Source organism: Marinobacter sp. M5B, assembly GCF_042604615.1.
GTDB lineage: Bacteria > Pseudomonadota > Gammaproteobacteria > Pseudomonadales > Oleiphilaceae > Marinobacter > Marinobacter salarius.
In genome coordinates this window covers 1,083,187-1,098,454 of the sequence record NZ_CP156894.1, presented here as the reverse complement: position 1 = coordinate 1,098,454, position 15,268 = coordinate 1,083,187, and the positions used below count along the sequence as shown (strand labels likewise).

17 protein-coding genes are annotated in these 15,268 nt (G+C 57.4%); 5 read left to right on the top strand and 12 right to left on the bottom strand.

What is annotated here, in order from left to right:
- Positions 1-31: 31 nt before the first annotated feature.
- Positions 32-1,003: a bifunctional riboflavin kinase/FAD synthetase gene (gene ribF / locus AAGD24_RS04960; RefSeq protein ID WP_075195681.1), complete on the bottom strand. Its 972-nt coding sequence runs from the start codon at positions 1,001-1,003 to the stop codon at positions 32-34.
- A gap of 65 nt (positions 1,004-1,068) precedes the next feature.
- Complete coding sequence (gene murJ / locus AAGD24_RS04955) at positions 1,069-2,649, bottom strand: murein biosynthesis integral membrane protein MurJ (RefSeq protein ID WP_075195680.1); 1,581 nt, start codon at positions 2,647-2,649, stop codon at positions 1,069-1,071.
- Between the two features lie 286 nt (positions 2,650-2,935).
- Here murJ and rpsT point away from each other — a divergent pair, with 286 nt between their 5' ends.
- The gene (gene rpsT / locus AAGD24_RS04950) at positions 2,936-3,205 is read left to right on the top strand and encodes a 30S ribosomal protein S20 (RefSeq protein WP_075195679.1); all 270 of its coding nucleotides are present in this window, start codon (positions 2,936-2,938) and stop codon (positions 3,203-3,205) included.
- Positions 3,206-3,280: 75 nt separating this feature from the next.
- Here rpsT and proB read toward each other — a convergent pair whose 3' ends face one another.
- The 4 genes from proB to rplU all read right to left on the bottom strand — a co-directional run bounded on the left by proB (position 3,281) and on the right by rplU (position 6,503).
- Complete coding sequence (proB, locus tag AAGD24_RS04945) at positions 3,281-4,405, bottom strand: glutamate 5-kinase (RefSeq protein ID WP_075195678.1); 1,125 nt, start codon at positions 4,403-4,405, stop codon at positions 3,281-3,283.
- Positions 4,406-4,569: 164 nt separating this feature from the next.
- Positions 4,570-5,757 carry an Obg family GTPase CgtA gene (cgtA, locus tag AAGD24_RS04940; protein ID WP_075195677.1) on the bottom strand — a complete coding sequence of 396 codons (1,188 nt, stop codon included), beginning with the start codon at positions 5,755-5,757 and terminating at the stop codon, positions 4,570-4,572.
- A gap of 137 nt (positions 5,758-5,894) precedes the next feature.
- Positions 5,895-6,155, bottom strand: coding sequence for a 50S ribosomal protein L27 (rpmA, locus tag AAGD24_RS04935; RefSeq protein ID WP_007155544.1), 261 nt, complete (start codon positions 6,153-6,155; stop codon positions 5,895-5,897).
- Between the two features lie 36 nt (positions 6,156-6,191).
- Positions 6,192-6,503 carry a 50S ribosomal protein L21 gene (gene rplU / locus AAGD24_RS04930; RefSeq protein ID WP_036203642.1) on the bottom strand — a complete coding sequence of 104 codons (312 nt, stop codon included), beginning with the start codon at positions 6,501-6,503 and terminating at the stop codon, positions 6,192-6,194.
- A 230-nt stretch (positions 6,504-6,733) separates the two neighbouring features.
- Here rplU and ispB point away from each other — a divergent pair, with 230 nt between their 5' ends.
- Positions 6,734-7,702, top strand: coding sequence for an octaprenyl diphosphate synthase (gene ispB / locus AAGD24_RS04925; protein WP_036203639.1), 969 nt, complete (start codon positions 6,734-6,736; stop codon positions 7,700-7,702).
- A 16-nt stretch (positions 7,703-7,718) separates the two neighbouring features.
- Here ispB and AAGD24_RS04920 read toward each other — a convergent pair whose 3' ends face one another.
- The gene (locus AAGD24_RS04920; protein WP_136634066.1) at positions 7,719-8,720 is read right to left on the bottom strand and encodes a glutathione S-transferase family protein; all 1,002 of its coding nucleotides are present in this window, start codon (positions 8,718-8,720) and stop codon (positions 7,719-7,721) included.
- Positions 8,721-8,998: 278 nt separating this feature from the next.
- Here AAGD24_RS04920 and AAGD24_RS04915 point away from each other — a divergent pair, with 278 nt between their 5' ends.
- Positions 8,999-9,910 (top strand): LysR substrate-binding domain-containing protein, encoded by a 912-nt coding sequence (locus tag AAGD24_RS04915; RefSeq protein WP_075195674.1) that lies wholly within the window; start codon positions 8,999-9,001, stop codon positions 9,908-9,910.
- A gap of 121 nt (positions 9,911-10,031) precedes the next feature.
- Positions 10,032-11,558: a wax ester/triacylglycerol synthase family O-acyltransferase gene (locus AAGD24_RS04910; RefSeq protein ID WP_136633156.1), complete on the top strand. Its 1,527-nt coding sequence runs from the start codon at positions 10,032-10,034 to the stop codon at positions 11,556-11,558.
- Between the two features lie 49 nt (positions 11,559-11,607).
- Here AAGD24_RS04910 and AAGD24_RS04905 read toward each other — a convergent pair whose 3' ends face one another.
- On the bottom strand, positions 11,608-12,291 hold the full coding sequence (locus AAGD24_RS04905; protein WP_075195672.1) for a DUF2057 family protein: 684 nt from the start codon (positions 12,289-12,291) through the stop codon (positions 11,608-11,610).
- 269 nt (positions 12,292-12,560) lie between these two features.
- On the opposite strand from AAGD24_RS04905, the gene AAGD24_RS04900 reads away from it, so the two are divergent.
- Positions 12,561-12,764: a DUF6316 family protein gene (locus AAGD24_RS04900; RefSeq protein ID WP_027830997.1), complete on the top strand. Its 204-nt coding sequence runs from the start codon at positions 12,561-12,563 to the stop codon at positions 12,762-12,764.
- A 31-nt stretch (positions 12,765-12,795) separates the two neighbouring features.
- Here AAGD24_RS04900 and AAGD24_RS04895 read toward each other — a convergent pair whose 3' ends face one another.
- Genes AAGD24_RS04895 through ribE form a run of 4 tightly spaced genes read right to left on the bottom strand, consistent with a single transcriptional unit; the run spans position 12,796 to position 15,233 of the window.
- A complete protein-coding gene (locus tag AAGD24_RS04895) occupies positions 12,796-13,323 on the bottom strand; it encodes a phosphatidylglycerophosphatase A (protein ID WP_036203625.1) in 528 nt (175 codons plus the stop codon).
- A 3-nt stretch (positions 13,324-13,326) separates the two neighbouring features.
- Complete coding sequence (gene thiL / locus AAGD24_RS04890) at positions 13,327-14,277, bottom strand: thiamine-phosphate kinase (protein ID WP_379866717.1); 951 nt, start codon at positions 14,275-14,277, stop codon at positions 13,327-13,329.
- A gap of 3 nt (positions 14,278-14,280) precedes the next feature.
- A complete protein-coding gene (gene nusB, locus AAGD24_RS04885) occupies positions 14,281-14,757 on the bottom strand; it encodes a transcription antitermination factor NusB (RefSeq protein WP_036203620.1) in 477 nt (158 codons plus the stop codon).
- Complete coding sequence (gene ribE / locus AAGD24_RS04880; protein ID WP_007155554.1) at positions 14,757-15,233, bottom strand: 6,7-dimethyl-8-ribityllumazine synthase; 477 nt, start codon at positions 15,231-15,233, stop codon at positions 14,757-14,759. The genes nusB and ribE overlap by 1 nt, the downstream gene beginning before the upstream one ends.
- Positions 15,234-15,268: the final 35 nt, after the last annotated feature.

The following is a 15,268-nucleotide window of genomic DNA, read 5'->3' as shown; positions in this document are numbered from 1 at the left end:
ATGGTGCGTAGCTCAGGTTGTTAAATGTCGGTCAACGTTCGGTGGCTGAGGAGCCATGGCCTGCAATCCAAGCCCGCGCATCGTCAAAGTCACGGGCAATCTGCTCCTTGAGGTCATCCACCGAGTCGAATTTCACCTCGTCCCGCAGGGCATGGCGGAAAACCACATCAAGACGCTGGCCATAAAGTGTGCCAGCAAAGTCAAACAGGTGCACTTCCAGGGACGGCTGCTTACCATCCACTGTGGGGCGCAGACCAATGTTGGCTACGCCGTCCAGAACACGGCCATCCTCAAGGGTTGCGCTTACCACATAGACCCCTTTCAGCGCCGGCATATGAGGTAACAGAATGTTCGCCGTGGGCGCGCCAATCTGCCGCCCCAACTGGCGGCCATAAACGATTCGCCCTCGGATGCGGTAAGGATGGCCCAGTAAATCCTCGGCGTCGTTGATCCGGTTCTCTGAAAGCACACCTCGAATTCGGGTACTGCTGACACGCTCGCCGTGCACCGTCACGGTACGGGTATTCTCCACCGTGAAGCCGCGTTGCTCACCCACTGCCCGCAACAGCGAAAAATCGCCGGCCCTGTCGCAACCGAAACGGAAATCGTCCCCTACCACGAGATGGCGAACTCCGAGGCCATCTATCAAAACGTCTTCAATAAAGCCCATACCAGAGTAACTCCGGAACCGCTCGTTAAAACGCAGGCACAGGACAACGTCGATGCCAGACGCCAGCAGCAATTCAAATTTCTGCCGGAACGGCATCAACCGTGGGGGTGCGTCACGGCCCTGGAAGAACTCACGGGGTTGGGGCTCAAACACCATCACCACGGAAGGCACGCCGAGCTCCAGTGCTTTTTCATGAACCTGGTCGATGATGGTCTGGTGCCCAAGATGCACCCCATCGAAATTCCCGATGGTGGCAACGCACCCGTTCGCGAGCGGAGCTTCGTCCTGCTGCGAAAGGCTTTTCAGGTTGGTCAGGCCCCGGATCAGACGCATGTAAAGCGAACCCTTGTTTGCCAGCGGTGTATGGTTTCACTGGTGAGAAAACGCGCGATTATAACCTACCTGTGGCGAAAATGTCTTACCCGAACCCCAGCCAATGCCAACACAATAAAGTACACCGCGACGCCCGAGACTACGAGAATACCCATATCCGTGGCCCGCTGGAGACCGCCTGCCATCAGCCACTGACCCACTGGCGGCTGTAGCCAGAGGATGACCGCAGCCAGGGCCGCATTGGCTAGTCCGATCTGAACCAGGAAGCGGGCCCACCCCGGCTGCCATTTCCAGGCGCCTTCACGGATAAGGCCACGCCACAGGAGCGCCGTGTTCAACCACGCAGACAGCGAAGTTGCCAACGCCAGCCCCGCATGCGCCAAGGGGAAAATCAGCGCCAGGTTAAATACCATATTGGCCACCATCGCGATAATGCCGATTTTAACCGGCGTTTTGGTGTCTTGCCGTGCGAAATACCCCGGCGCCAGCACCTTGATCAACATGAAGGCCAGCAATCCGGCGGAGTATGCTCGCAGGCTTTGGGCCGCCATGGTGACGTCGCGATCGGTAACTTCTCCGTAGTGGAACAGAGTCGCAATCAGTGGCTCAGCCAGAAGAGCGAGGGCCAACGCGGCAGGCAAACCTATAAGCAGCACCGCCCGCACAGCCCAGTCCAGCGTTGCGGCAAACTGGTCTGCCGATTCCGCTGCGTGTTTGCGAGACAGACTGGGAAGAATCACCGTGGCAATAGCGATACCGAATACACCCAGGGGCAACTCCGACAGGCGATCCGAGTAGTAAAGCCAGGACACACTGCCGGTCTGCAGAAACGACGCAAGAACCGTGTCCAGAAGCAGATTGATCTGGCTGACAGAAACCCCGAACAACGCCGGCACCATCAGCTTCATGATGCGACTGACCCCTTCGTGCCTGTAATCCACTTTTGGCCGCGGCATCAACCCTAACTGCATCAGGAAGGGTAACTGAAAGAACAGCTGCAACGCCCCGGCGATAAATACCCCCCAAGCCAAAGCGATGACAGGCGTTTCCATCAGGGGCGAGAGAAATATGGCCGCGCTGATCATCGCCAGATTGAGCAACACTGGCGTAAACGCGGGAACGGCAAAACGGTCGTAGCTATTGAGAATACTACCCGCAAACGCCGTCAGGGAGACCAGCAGCAAATACGGGAAGGTAATCCGCAGCATATCGCTGGCCAGGCCGAACTTGAGGTCGTCATCCAGAAAACCTGGCGCAAACACTGCGGTCAGAAGCGGCGCCCCCAGCATGGCAACTGCCGTCACGCCCAACAGAACCAACCCAAGGACGCCTGCGACCGCGTTAACCAAACGCCGGACTTCGGTGATGGACTCCTGCTGCCGATACGAGGAAAGCACCGGCACGAAGGCCTGAGCGAACGCACCCTCGGCAAACAGGCGGCGGAGAAAATTAGGGATTTTGAAGGCGACGAAAAACGCGTCGGCGCCCGCCCCGGCACCAAAATAACGCGCAATCACCATATCCCTTACCAAACCGAGGACCCGTGACAGCATCGTCATTGAGCCAACGACTCCAGATGACCTCAACAGCCCTGGTGGTTTGGGCAACGCCTTTGGTGTTTCTGTCTGCTCAGGTTCGGACGACATTCTAGGCCTGGACAATGGTTCGGTAGTTTCTGGATGTACCCGGGATGTAGCAGGCCATATTTCGGTAATTCCTTAGGGCCTTAACGGGACTCTCCGGCGATGAGCGGCGAGTTTACCACAGGGGCCGGAGATACCGGGATGAAATAGCGTTGAGCCTTGACATTTTGGGGCTTTGGCGGCATAGTTCCGCGTCATTTATTTCGACGCGCTGGTTTTGGCGCGCCCGCGATTTTTACGAATCGATTCACAACGAATTTCGGATTTCACAGATCTCAGGAGTTATACGGTGGCAAATACCCCGCAAGCCAAGAAGCGCGCACGTCAGAACGAGAAGAACCGCAAGCACAATGCCAGCCTGCGTTCCATGGCGCGCACTTACATCAAGAAGGTCCAGGCCAGCATTGAGGCCGGCAAGCCAGAAGAAGCACAAGCTGCTCTCCAGAAGGCTCAGCCGATTATGGACAGCATGGTCAACAAAGGCGTGTTCGCCAAGAACAAGATTGCTCGCCAGAAGAGCCGTCTGAGCGCCCGCATCAAGGCTCTGAAGAGCGCGTAACGCTTCTTCGGAACCTGAATGAAAAAACCGGCCTGATGGGCCGGTTTTTTTGTGCCTGCCGATTATCTTACCCGCCTACACAATCACCATGTTGTCGCGATGGACCATTTCTTCGTCAGAGATGTAACCCAGAACCTCTGTTATACGGTTGCTGGAGCGGCCAGCGATGGCTCTGGCTTCGTCAGCATCGTAATTGACCAGGCCGCGGGCGATTTCTTTGCCGCTTTCGTCGACGCAGGAGACCATTTCACCCCGACGGAACTGACCGGAAACGCTTTTTACGCCAACCGGTAAAAGACTGCGACCACCGCGGCAGAGGACGTTGACCGCGCCCTGATCAAGGGTGAGCTTGCCGCGGGTCTGGAGATGGCTGGCGAGCCACTGCTTGCGGGCGGCGATTCGACCCTGTTCGGGGAGCAGCAGGGTGCCGATGCTGTCGCCGTCGCGCAGGCGAGAGATGGCTTTTTCGATTCTGCCGCCGACGATGACGGTGAAGGCGCCGGATCGGGCAGCCAGGCGGGCGGCACGGACCTTTGTTTGCATTCCGCCGCGGCCCAGCACGCCAGCACCACCACCCGCCATGGCATCGAGCTCGGTGTCGCTGGCGCGCCGTTCGTCGACCAGCTGGGCATCGGGATTTTTGCGGGGGTCTTTGTCGAACAGGCCGAGCTGGTCGGTGAGGATGATCAATCCGTCGGCTTCGATCAGGTTGGCCACCAGCGCGCCCAAGGTGTCGTTGTCGCCAAAACGGATTTCGTCGGTGACAACGGTGTCGTTTTCGTTAACGATGGGCACCACGCCGAAATCGAGCAGCGCTCTCAAGGTGCTACGGGCATTGAGGTAGCGCTTGCGATCAGAAAGGTCATCGTGGGTCAGCAGGACTTGTGCGGTGTGCAAATCATGTCGTTTGAACTGGGCTTCCCAGGTCTGCACCAGCCCCATCTGACCAACGGCGGCTGCAGCCTGAAGTTCATGCAGTTGCTCAGGGCGAACTGTCCAACCCAGCCGGCTCATGCCTTCAGCCACAGAACCCGACGACACCACCACCACTTCAACGCCAGCAGTGACCAGCTCTGCAATCTGGTCCACCCACAACCCGAGAGCAGCAACATCCAGACCTCTGCCATCGTTGGTTAGCAAGGCGCTTCCGATTTTTATTACCAGGCGACGGGCATGACGTAATTGGGTGCGTGTACTCATTACATTCCAGCTCAGGGAGCGGACAGGCGGGGGCCTTGCTGGCGGATACGCGGTGAATACGTCCATGTACGCTCGACAAAAACATCCATGTTTTTGTCGATCCACCAGCAAGGCCCCCGCCTGTCCGACAATACTTTGGCAGTTAACTCTGACGACATAACCCGCTACTCAGGCGCGTAGACCACTTCTACATCGTAATCATCGTCATCGAAGTCGTCGTCATCCTGACGGGCTTCGCGGCGGATCTGCCGCTCGGCTTCAATTCTCGCTCGCGCCTCTTCGTCCATTTTCCGGCGGCGCGCAGCTTCGCGCTCGGCAAACTCGGGGTTCTCCGCTTCTTCCTGGGCCTGATCTTCTATCCAGCGCATGACAGCTTGAGTCAACGGCTTGGTGCCTTCGCCGCTGAGTGCGGAGATGCTGAATACAGGACCTTTCCAGTCAAGTTCATCGATGATGGCCCGACAGTGCGCCTCACGGTCTTCTTCAGAGACCATATCTACTTTGTTCAGAACCAGCCAACGCTCGCGACTGGCGAGGGTTTCGCTGAATTTTTCCAGCTCGTGCTCAATCGCACGTACGCTTTCTACTGGCGAAGACCCGTCGTAAGGCGCCACGTCCACGAGATGCAGCAGCAAGCGTGTGCGCACCAGGTGCTTGAGGAAACGGATTCCCAGCCCTGCGCCTTCCGCCGCACCTTCAATCAAGCCCGGAATATCAGCAATAACGAAACTCTGATGAGCCTGCACGCTGACCACACCAAGATTGGGCACCAGGGTGGTGAACGGATAGTCCGCCACCTTGGGGCGGGCAGCTGACACGGAACGGATAAAGGTAGACTTACCGGCATTGGGCATACCCAGAAGACCGACATCCGCCAGTACCTTCAGCTCCAGCCTCAGGTTGCGAAGCTCACCCTCGGAGCCTTTTGTAGTCTGACGCGGGGCGCGGTTGACCGAGGACTTGAAGCGAGTGTTACCCAGCCCGTGAAAACCGGCCTGGGCCACCTTCAGGCGCTCCCCGGCACGAGTCAGATCCCCCAGCACTTCGTGGGTATCCATATCCACAACCGTAGTGCCTACCGGCACCGGCAACACCAAGTCGTCGCCCTTGATGCCAGTGCAGTTGCGGCCTGAGCCCGGCTGGCCATTCTCGGCTTTGTGTTTACGCTGGAACCGGTAATCGATCAGTGTATTGAGCGCACTGTCGGCCTCCAGATACACAGAGCCACCGTCGCCACCGTCACCACCATCGGGTCCGCCTTTGGGCACGTATTTTTCACGACGGAAACTCAGGCAACCATGGCCGCCCTTGCCCGCTTCTACAATGATGGTGGCTTCGTCTACGAACTTCATCAATCAACCCTTTGCGCCCTGCGCATAAACTAAAAAGCCCCGCAGCCTCATGGAAGCTATGCGGGGCTCCAGGTGGCTCTGATATCAAATCATATCAGGGCCACCGAAGGTTCGACAGAACCCGAGATCGCCGCTGCTTACGCAGCCGGAACGATGCTCACGAACTTACGGTTCTCCGGACCCTTTACCTCAAACACGACCTGTCCGTTTGCAGTTGCAAACAGCGTGTGGTCCTTGCCAAGGCCAACGTTGTGACCCGGGTGGAAACGGGTGCCGCGCTGACGAACGATGATGCTGCCCGCGGATACAGTCTCGCCGCCGAAGCGCTTCACACCAAGTCGTTTCGACTCGGAATCGCGACCGTTACGGGTACTACCTGCTGCCTTTTTATGAGCCATTACAAGCCTCCTTATCTAAGGGGTTACTCGAGGGTCTTAGCCCTGGATACCCGTGATCTTGACTTCAGTAAACCACTGACGGTGGCCCTGACGCTTCATGGAATGCTTCCGACGACGGAACTTGATGATCTGGATCTTGTCGTGACGGCCGTGGCTAACCACTTCCGCAGTCACTTTGGCACCATCAACAACCGGTGCACCAACCTGAACCTTCTCACCATCAGCGATCAGCAGGACGCGGTCAAACTCGACGTTGCCGCCTGTTTCCACTTCCAGCTTTTCCAGCTTCAGAGTTTCGCCTTCTTTTACACGGTGCTGTTTACCACCGCTAACAATAACTGCGTACATTAACGTTCTCCGCGATTGACCCATCCCTGCTCTTATCCACCTGGTTCTAAGGGAAGCGCTTCGGCAACCCTATAGCAGGGAGCGCAGGTTGGGATGAGTTGGGCGCGTGATTGTACGAAAACCGCCGCCGCTTTACAAGCCAAGTTGACACCGATCACAGCAATACCTAGCATTGCGGCACCCGCCTATTTTTCCAACGAAAACACCAGACAAGGGATCGGACCAGCCGCATGACAGCCCAGCGTATTTACGACACCGTCGCGGACGACTTCAGCCGCGTCAACGACCTGATCATCAAACGGCTGTCATCCGACGTTCCCCTGGTGGAGAAAATCGCCCAATACATTATTGAAAGTGGTGGTAAGCGCCTGAGGCCATTACTGGTTTTACTCTCAAGCCGAGCCCTGGGCTATGAAAGGGACGATCACCTGAAACTCGCTGCGGTCATCGAGTTCCTGCACACCGCGACGCTCCTGCACGATGATGTGGTGGACACCTCGGACATGCGTCGCGGCCGCAGTACCGCCAATGCGCGCTGGGGGAACGCACCCAGCGTACTGGTAGGTGATTTCCTCTACGCCCGGGCCTTCGAGATGATGGTGGAGCTCCAGAATCTGAAAATCATGGATGTGCTGTCTCACGCCACGGCTGTAATTGCCGAAGGGGAAGTCCTTCAATTGATGAACGTTAAAAACCCGGACGTTAGCGAAGACAAGTACATGGAAGTGATTCACAACAAGACCGCCATGCTGTTCGAAGCAGCCTCCCACACCGGCGCGCTGCTCGCCGGTGCAAATGACGATCAGGAGCGGGCTATGAGCGCCTATGGCAAACACCTGGGCCTAGCGTTCCAACTGGTGGATGATGTACTGGATTACCGCGGCGATGCGGAAGCCATGGGCAAGAATGTTGGCGACGACCTGGCCGAGGGCAAACCCACCCTGCCACTGATTTACGCTATGGCCAACGGCAGTAATGATGAGAAGCAGCTCATACGCCAGGCTGTCCGCAAAGGTGGACTGGAGGACCTACCCAGTATCCTCGATATCGTGAACCGTTCGGGCGCACTGGAATACACCATGGAACGCGCGAAAGCAGAAGCCCAGGCAGCCCTCGACTGCCTGAAAGACATTCCCGAATCTGATCACCGGGATGCGCTTACGCTACTGACCGAAGTTGCGGTCGCTCGGGTCAGCTGATCATCCCCAAACAGCCCTAGCCCTCAAAATCAGGCCCCAGCGCTTCCCGCTTGTGGGCCGATGTAAAATCCAACCTTGGCCCCTCCGGCACAATCTGTGTCGGATTGATCGTACGCTGACTCACGTAGTAGTGCCGCTTGATCTGCCGTATATCGACCGTATCTGCCACACCGGGTACTTGATAAAGATCCCGGACATAACCGGAAAGTGCCGGAAAGTCCGCAATTCTCTGACGATTGCACTTGAAGTGACTGAAATACACAGCATCGAATCGAATCAACGTGGTAAACAACCGCCAATCCGCTTCCGTTAAGCGGTTACCAGCCAGATAACGCTGCCCCGAGAGGCGCTCCTCCAGCCAGTCGAGAGACTCAAACAACGCCCCGTATGCCTCCTCGTATTTATCCTGGGCAGTCGCAAATCCAGCCTTATAAACACCGTTGTTCACCGTGTGATAAACCCGCTCGTTCACCCCATCGATCTCATCGTGAAGTTCTTCCGGGTGAAAGTCCAAGTCACTCCGGACACCATCCAGCCCATCGAATGCCGAGTTAAACATGCGGATAATATCCGCCGATTCATTACTGACAATTGTCTGCTTTTGCTTGTCCCACAGCGTCGGTACCGTCACCCGCCCGGAATAATCGGGCGCCGCTTTCAGATACACCTCGTACATGAAGCGCTTACCATTGGCCGAGTCCCGATGCGCCTCTTCATCCGGTCGGAACTCCCAGCCATTCTCCAGCATATCCGGATGCACAACCGACACCGAGATATGCTTCTCCAGCCCCTTCAGTGCCCGGAAAATCAACGTCCGATGGGCCCAGGGACACGCCATCGACACATACAGGTGATACCGGCCTGACTCCGCCGGAAAACCGCCCTCCCCGGCGGGCCCCGGCGAGCCATCCGCCGTGACCCAGTTCCGGAACCGGGCGGCCTCACGCTCAAACTTGCCGCCGGTTTTCGAGGTGTCGTACCACTGATCATGCCATTTGCCGTCGACGAGAAGTCCCATAACCCTATACTCCTGAACCTTATGTTTTGAGAAGGCGGCTGCGATAGTTTGTGATCGCGTCAGGGATGGGTTGTAAAAACCGTGCATTGCCAAGGATGGCAATGCCGATCCCCCAGGGATGGGTTTACGGCGTGTTTTTACGACGCATCCCTGGCGTGATCTGACTCCGAGCCTTCAAATTTCTGAATAAGCCTTACATCTTTAACAGGAAGAATACCGGCCACCCTGCTACGCTCTCAAACAATCAATTCTGGCCAACACATTCAGATAATTCGAACATGCACACAGCCATCACCATAGACGCCCTCAAAGTCCTCGATGCCATCGACCGCAAAGGCAGCTTTGCCGGCGCCGCCAACGAACTCTTCCGCGTCCCTTCGGCAATCAGCTACACCGTCCAGAAACTCGAAGAAGACCTCAACGTCGCCATCTTCGACCGCACCGGCCACCGAGCAGCCCTCACCCCAGCCGGGCGCTATTTGCTGGAAGAGGGCCGCACCCTGCTGGAAGCTGCTGAAAACCTGGCCCACACCACCCGCCAGGTGGCCCAGGGCTGGGAAACCCGACTGCGAATCGGATTCAACTCCCTGCTACCGGCCGAGTGCCTGTTTCCCGCCGTAAAAGAGTTTTACGAACTCGGCGTGCCGGTGGAAGTGCAACTGGTGGAAGAAGTCTTCGCCGGCTCCTGGGATGCGCTGCAAAGCCGACGAATTGATCTGGTTGTTGGCGCCGATCAGGTGAGCAAACCTGCAGGCTCTTTCACCACAAAACCATTGGGAAACATGACGTTCGTCTACGCAGTAGCACCGGACCACCCTCTGACAAGGGCCTCTCAGCCATTAAAGGAGGAGGATATTGCTCGCTTCCCCGCAGCAGTAGCTGCAGATACTTCCCGCTCCTTGCCCCCCGGCCACGCCGGCATATTCCGCCGCCAGCGAACCGTGACCGTTGCCAATATCGACCAGAAGATCGCCGTACAAGAAACCGGCCTTGCCGTCGGTTGGCTCCCGGAAGCACGGGTGCGAGATCAACTGGCGAATGGCCGTTTGATAGCACTCAAAGTCCACGAACCCAGGCAGGCTATCCAGCTTCACCTGGCCCGCCACGCCGAGGACCAGGGCAAGGCTCTGATGTGGTTCTGGGAAAAGCTGGGAGACTCTCCAGACATTGCTGCCTGGCTGCAGCCCTGAATGATCGCCCAAAATAGTCCTGACTTCACAACACAGGCCTCCGGGGCAAAACGGCCAACAGAATAGTGGCGCAGTCGTTTATACTGCCCCCACGCAAGAACCTGTGAACGGAGCTCAAACCATGCGGCAGCTGTCGGAGCTGGATGCCTCATTCCTGTATCTGGAGTCGGAAACCGCCCCCATGCACATTGGCGGCATCTATCTTTTTGATGCCCGAGAACGCGACAAACCCCTGGCCTTCAGCACCTTCGTCGCCTATCTGCGAAGCCGGCTCCACGTGGTCCCCCTCTTCCGCCAGCGCCTGAAGGAAATACCCTTGCGGCTGGGGCGCCCCTACTGGATTGACGATCCAGACTTCAGTATTGAGCGGCACCTGGCTTATGTGAACCTCGGCAACCACGGCAAAGTCGACAGCCTGATGGGGCTGGCCTCGCGAATTCTGGAAGAACCGCTCAAACGGGATCGCCCGTTATGGCACATCACGTTCGTCGACGGATTCCAACTCGACGACGATGTAGACAGCAAGAGTTTCGCGCTCATCGTAAAACTGCATCATGCCGCCATTGATGCGTTCAGTGGCGAGGAAATCATTGGCAAACTTCTGGAATATTCACCGAAGGCGAGAGCGATAGAAACACCGCGACCCTGGTACCCACAGCCGGAACCGTCCGAAGAAAGGGTCATTCTCCAGACCGGTGCAAATCTGCTACGCAAACCCTTGCAAATGACGTCCCTCGCCATAAGTGCGGCCGAAGCCACTGCTCGCGGGCTTATACAAAAGCAGATGCGAAAGCTGCCGTTGCCGTTCCCCCTGTTTTCCGCACCTCACAGCCCGTTTAACCGCCAGATTACCGCCAACCGCAAGATCGTTTCCGCCAGCCTGGACCTGTCCAGGCTCAAGGCCATCAAGGCAACACTCGGTGATGTAACCCTGAACGACGTCGTCCTCGGCCTATGCGCTGAAACCTTAAGTCGATACCTGGACAAGAGCAATGCCACAACGGAACGCTCTCTGGTAGCGATGACACCCATTTCCGTGCGTTCAAGCAGCCTTCGCAAGGCCACCGGCAACCAGATGTCCGCCATGTTACTGGACCTGGCCACCACCGAGCCCAATCCCGCTGAGCGAATTCGGCGGATACACTGGAATGCGGTGGAATCCGAACCCTACCGTGAAGCCATTGCGGCAGACAGGCTGACAGAGCTCCTGCCCTCCACCATGCTGGCACTCTCCGCAAGACTGTATTCCGAACTGCAGATTGCGCAACGATACCAGCCGGTATTCAACCTCCCGATCACCAACGTACCCGGGCCACAAGTGCCGCTGTACTTACAAGGTTCACGGTTGGTGCGGCAGTTCAACTCCGCCCCCCTGTTCGACAGCATGGGATTGGTGATTGTTGCAGTGAGCTATCAGGGCAGTCTGACGATCAATTTCACCCTGTGCCCCGACGTAGTGGCTGACGGCGACTCACTGCCGGAACTGCTTGAAAACAGCCTGAAATCAATCGAATCGGCGGCTGAGACTTTGCCGCCGTATGAAGAAGACACGCGCGAATACCCCGACAGTCACCCGACTCTGACTGACGAGGCACTGAACGTCATGGAAGGTGCTCTGCGGAAAACGTTCAGGCGATTTCGTAACTGAACGGCAATGGCGAGCGGCAGGCGGAGCCGCCGCCCGTCAGGATTGCGGGTTACTCGAAGGCCCAACGCAGGAACGCCCGTCGCTCTTCCTCATTGGCCTGACCCCAAAGCGACTTGAGCTCACCCAGAGTACCCATCGAGTCGGCGCTCGCGCCTCCGACACTTTCTCCTTCGCCACCAGAGCCGACCGGCGCCCTTGCAGCAGTTCGAGTGCCGGCAGGTTGGCCATCCCAGGCGCTGGCGGTGGCTACAACATTACCGGACCCATCAACCACATCAGCAGTGAAATTATTGGCGAAAGCCTCGGCATCGCTTTTGTTGGCGGGAGGCTCGAAACTGAAACGGTAGGTATCACCCGCTTGCGCATTGATCATCACTGCCTGGGGCGCAGTTTCAACAACGTGCACTTTGGATTCGCCATTGCGGACCACGCCGCTCTTGGCCCAGATGGTCTTATAGGTAAACACAACCTGATTTTCGCCCGGTAAAAGCTCGTAATTCAGGGCCAGGTCATCCATTAGAAAGTTACCGAGTTTGCGACCATTCACCTGCTGCACCCGGATTTCACCCGGGGACTCGAGGACGGCGGCCTGCGAGGAATCCACGGCGTCCCCCTCCCAGGTTTGGACGTTGCTCATGGTAGAGCTGCATCCCGCCAGCAAAACCATGGCAACAAGGGCCATTGCACTGAATCGTACTTTCTTGAAAAAGACTAAAACGTGATAGATACTCATGCTATATCCTTGTGCTGTTCGCCAGCTTTCACCGGCGGATAATCACTTGTGGTTGAAAGGCATTTTGAAGAGTGGCCGAGCCAAGGGCAAGACATGCAGCCTGTTTACAGTAACCCGATGACACTCCGGTTACGGGGAAGGCATCAAGTCTACCCAAAAAATGTAAAAAAATGTTGAATTCGGCAGGAATTGATTTAATTTTAAACAGTCATAGAATTGAAATAGCGCCCACACGTGTCACAAATGCACTGAAGGGCTCAGGAGACAACATGGATACCCAACGTCGGTCCGGAGAAAACGGCCCCGCACCGTTCCGAAGCAGTCGGTTCTTCTGCGTCGGGAGCAAGTGGTATTTCACCACCCGGGAGGGCTTCGACAGCGGTCCTTTTGCCTCCCGGCAACGCGCAGAAACTGGCCTCAGGCGTTTCCTGCATGTAGTGCGACTTCTTCCGGAAGAGCAACAGGTCCACTGATAGGGACTGTCCTCCAGTCTCATAGCGATGCTCAGACAATGATCGGCATCAACCACCGGTCAATGGCGAGCAGGCACAGTAACGCCATGAAACCCGCCACGACATCGTCCACCATGATACCCAGCCCGCCCGGCAAGTACTCATCCAACCAACTAATCGGCCAGGGTTTGAGCACATCGAAAAGCCGAAACAACGTGAAAGCCATCAGAATGCCGTAAATGTTGTCCGGGATGAGTCCCAGCGCGATCCACATGCCCACAAACTCGTCCCAAACGATCCCCCCATGATCGTGGACCTTGAGATCGGCTGCCGTCTTGCCACACAACCAGATCCCAATCACGAAGGCCAGCAGGACAATTCCCCAGTAAGCCACGGGTGGCAACCAGGCAAAACAGAACCAGGCGGGAATCGCTGCAAGACTGCCCCAGGTACCAGGCGCCCTGGCCGCTGTACCGCTGCCAAACCCAAACGCCAACAGGTGGACCGGATTACGGAGAAACCCTGGCGGCAGCAGTGCTTCAGTGAGCTCGGGTTCCTGGAGGTTATCGTCGCTGCTCATGAATCAGTTCCTGAAATGGTCGTATCCTCCCGCTGACAGGCTCTCGATATGGTCACCCCAGTCAATGGTTACACCCTCCCCGGCAACGACCTCGCCAATAACGGTCAACTCCCGCCGGACATCCTCGGGGAGACTAGCCCAAACCTGCGGAGGCAGGGTAACGCATAACTCGTAATCGTCCCCGGCGTTCAACGCCAGGCCGGCAGCATTCTGACCCACAAGGCGCTTCAGGTGTTGCGACAGTGGCAACCGACTCGCATCGATACTGCCTGCAACTCCAGAGGCCTCGAGGATATGTCCCAGGTCTGCCACCAGACCGTCAGATACATCCACCGCTGCAGTGGCGTATCCCCGAAGAGCCCTGCCAAGCACAAGCCTGGGCTCTGGAAAATGGTACCTTCGCAGAGCCGCCTGCACGTCCGGCCCGGGATCATTATTCTCAAGGTGATCCAATGCCGCTCCAGCCTCTCCCAGCATACCGGAAACACAAATGTAATCTCCCACCTGGGCTCCAGACCTCAAGATGGCCCCACCTTTCGGTACCGTACCGTGAACCTGCACGCTCAGGGTCAGTGGGCCACGCGTGGTGTCGCCGCCAGCCAGCGACAGCCCAAAGCGTCTGGCCGCACTTGCCAATCCGTAGGCATAGGCGCTCAGCCAGTCTGGATCAGCATCGGGAAGGGTCAACGCGAGGGTAAAACACACCGGATCGGCCCCCATGGCGGCGAGATCACTCGCAGCCACGGCAAGGCTTCGCCAGCCCAGCTTTTCAGGATCGTAGTGGTGGGGAAAATGCACGCCCTCGACCAGGGCGTCCACCGAAAAGACCAGGTCCAGGCCTGGCTCAACACGCTGAATGGCGCAGTCGTCACCGGGGCCCAGCAGAACCGAGGAGGCATTTCCGACCTCGGCGATGGGGAAGAAATAACGGCGGATCAGCTCGAATTCACCCATCACTTAGCGGGGACGGGTCTCAGCCAGTCGCAGTCGGTGACTGAGCTTGTCCAGAAGGCTGTTGACGAACTTATGACCTTCGGTGCCACCAAACCTCTTGGCCATCTCGATGCCTTCGTTGATCACCACCTTGTATGGAACGTCCAGGCGATGTTTGAGCTCGTACGCGCCCAGGCGTACGATCGCCAGCTCAATGGCATCCACCTCATGGATCGGGCGATCGAGGAATGGCTCCAGTAGACGGTCTAACTCAGCCTGCTCCCGGTGAACCCCCCGGAGGAGATCGCGGAAATAGGCCGCATCTACCTTCGACATGTCGTTGTCGACGATGAATTCGGATTCGATATCGGTGATCGAGCTCTTGCTGAAGTGGCGCTGGTAAAGGCCTTGCATCGCAAGAGCCCGGGCTCTGCGTCTATCGCCTGCCTTAGGTTGGCCCGCGGGGGCCGGTTGCGCGGCACTGTCTTCCGATGCGCTCATTATTCACCCAGCTTTTTGAAGAGGCTGACCATTTCCAGGGCCGTAATCGCCGCTTCGGCGCCTTTGTTACCGGCTTTGGTACCGGCCCGCTCGATTGCCTGCTCGATGGAATCGACCGTTAACACGCCGAACGTCACCGGCACATCCGTTTCGAGACTAACCGCACCCAGACCGCTGGAGGCTTCGCCTGCCACATAGTCGAAATGTGGTGTACCACCCCGAATAACCGCACCCAGCGCAACAATCGCATCGTGGTTGCCGGTTTCCGCCACACGCTTGACCGCAAGCGGCATCTCATAGGCGCCGGGAACCCGTACAATCGTGATATCGGAATCGGCGATACCGTGACGACGCAGGGTATCAACCGCACCCTCCACCAGGCTCTCAACCACAAAACCGTTGAAACGACCGACAACCAGTGCGTATTTACCGCTGCAGTGAGTGAAATCGCCTTCTATTACTTTAATGTCTGCCATGCATGGCTCCTTCTTGGCAGCCCCGCCGTTACGAT

Excerpts from the sequence above, each read along its gene's own strand:
- ribF (WP_075195681.1), bottom strand. The coding sequence starts at position 1,003 with ATGCGTCTGATCCGGGGCCTGACCAACCTGAAAAGCCTTTCGCAGCAG.
- murJ (WP_075195680.1), bottom strand. The coding sequence starts at position 2,649 with ATGTCGTCCGAACCTGAGCAGACAGAAACACCAAAGGCGTTGCCCAAA.
- proB (WP_075195678.1), bottom strand. The coding sequence starts at position 4,405 with ATGAGTACACGCACCCAATTACGTCATGCCCGTCGCCTGGTAATAAAA.
- cgtA (WP_075195677.1), bottom strand. The coding sequence starts at position 5,757 with ATGAAGTTCGTAGACGAAGCCACCATCATTGTAGAAGCGGGCAAGGGC.
- rpmA (WP_007155544.1), bottom strand. The coding sequence starts at position 6,155 with ATGGCTCATAAAAAGGCAGCAGGTAGTACCCGTAACGGTCGCGATTCC.
- rplU (WP_036203642.1), bottom strand. The coding sequence starts at position 6,503 with ATGTACGCAGTTATTGTTAGCGGTGGTAAACAGCACCGTGTAAAAGAA.
- ispB (WP_036203639.1), top strand. The coding sequence starts at position 6,734 with ATGACAGCCCAGCGTATTTACGACACCGTCGCGGACGACTTCAGCCGC.
- AAGD24_RS04920 (WP_136634066.1), bottom strand. The coding sequence starts at position 8,720 with ATGGGACTTCTCGTCGACGGCAAATGGCATGATCAGTGGTACGACACC.
- AAGD24_RS04915 (WP_075195674.1), top strand. The coding sequence starts at position 8,999 with ATGCACACAGCCATCACCATAGACGCCCTCAAAGTCCTCGATGCCATC.
- AAGD24_RS04910 (WP_136633156.1), top strand. The coding sequence starts at position 10,032 with ATGCGGCAGCTGTCGGAGCTGGATGCCTCATTCCTGTATCTGGAGTCG.
- AAGD24_RS04905 (WP_075195672.1), bottom strand. The coding sequence starts at position 12,291 with ATGAGTATCTATCACGTTTTAGTCTTTTTCAAGAAAGTACGATTCAGT.
- AAGD24_RS04900 (WP_027830997.1), top strand. The coding sequence starts at position 12,561 with ATGGATACCCAACGTCGGTCCGGAGAAAACGGCCCCGCACCGTTCCGA.
- AAGD24_RS04895 (WP_036203625.1), bottom strand. The coding sequence starts at position 13,323 with ATGAGCAGCGACGATAACCTCCAGGAACCCGAGCTCACTGAAGCACTG.
- thiL (WP_379866717.1), bottom strand. The coding sequence starts at position 14,277 with ATGGGTGAATTCGAGCTGATCCGCCGTTATTTCTTCCCCATCGCCGAG.
- nusB (WP_036203620.1), bottom strand. The coding sequence starts at position 14,757 with ATGAGCGCATCGGAAGACAGTGCCGCGCAACCGGCCCCCGCGGGCCAA.
- ribE (WP_007155554.1), bottom strand. The coding sequence starts at position 15,233 with ATGGCAGACATTAAAGTAATAGAAGGCGATTTCACTCACTGCAGCGGT.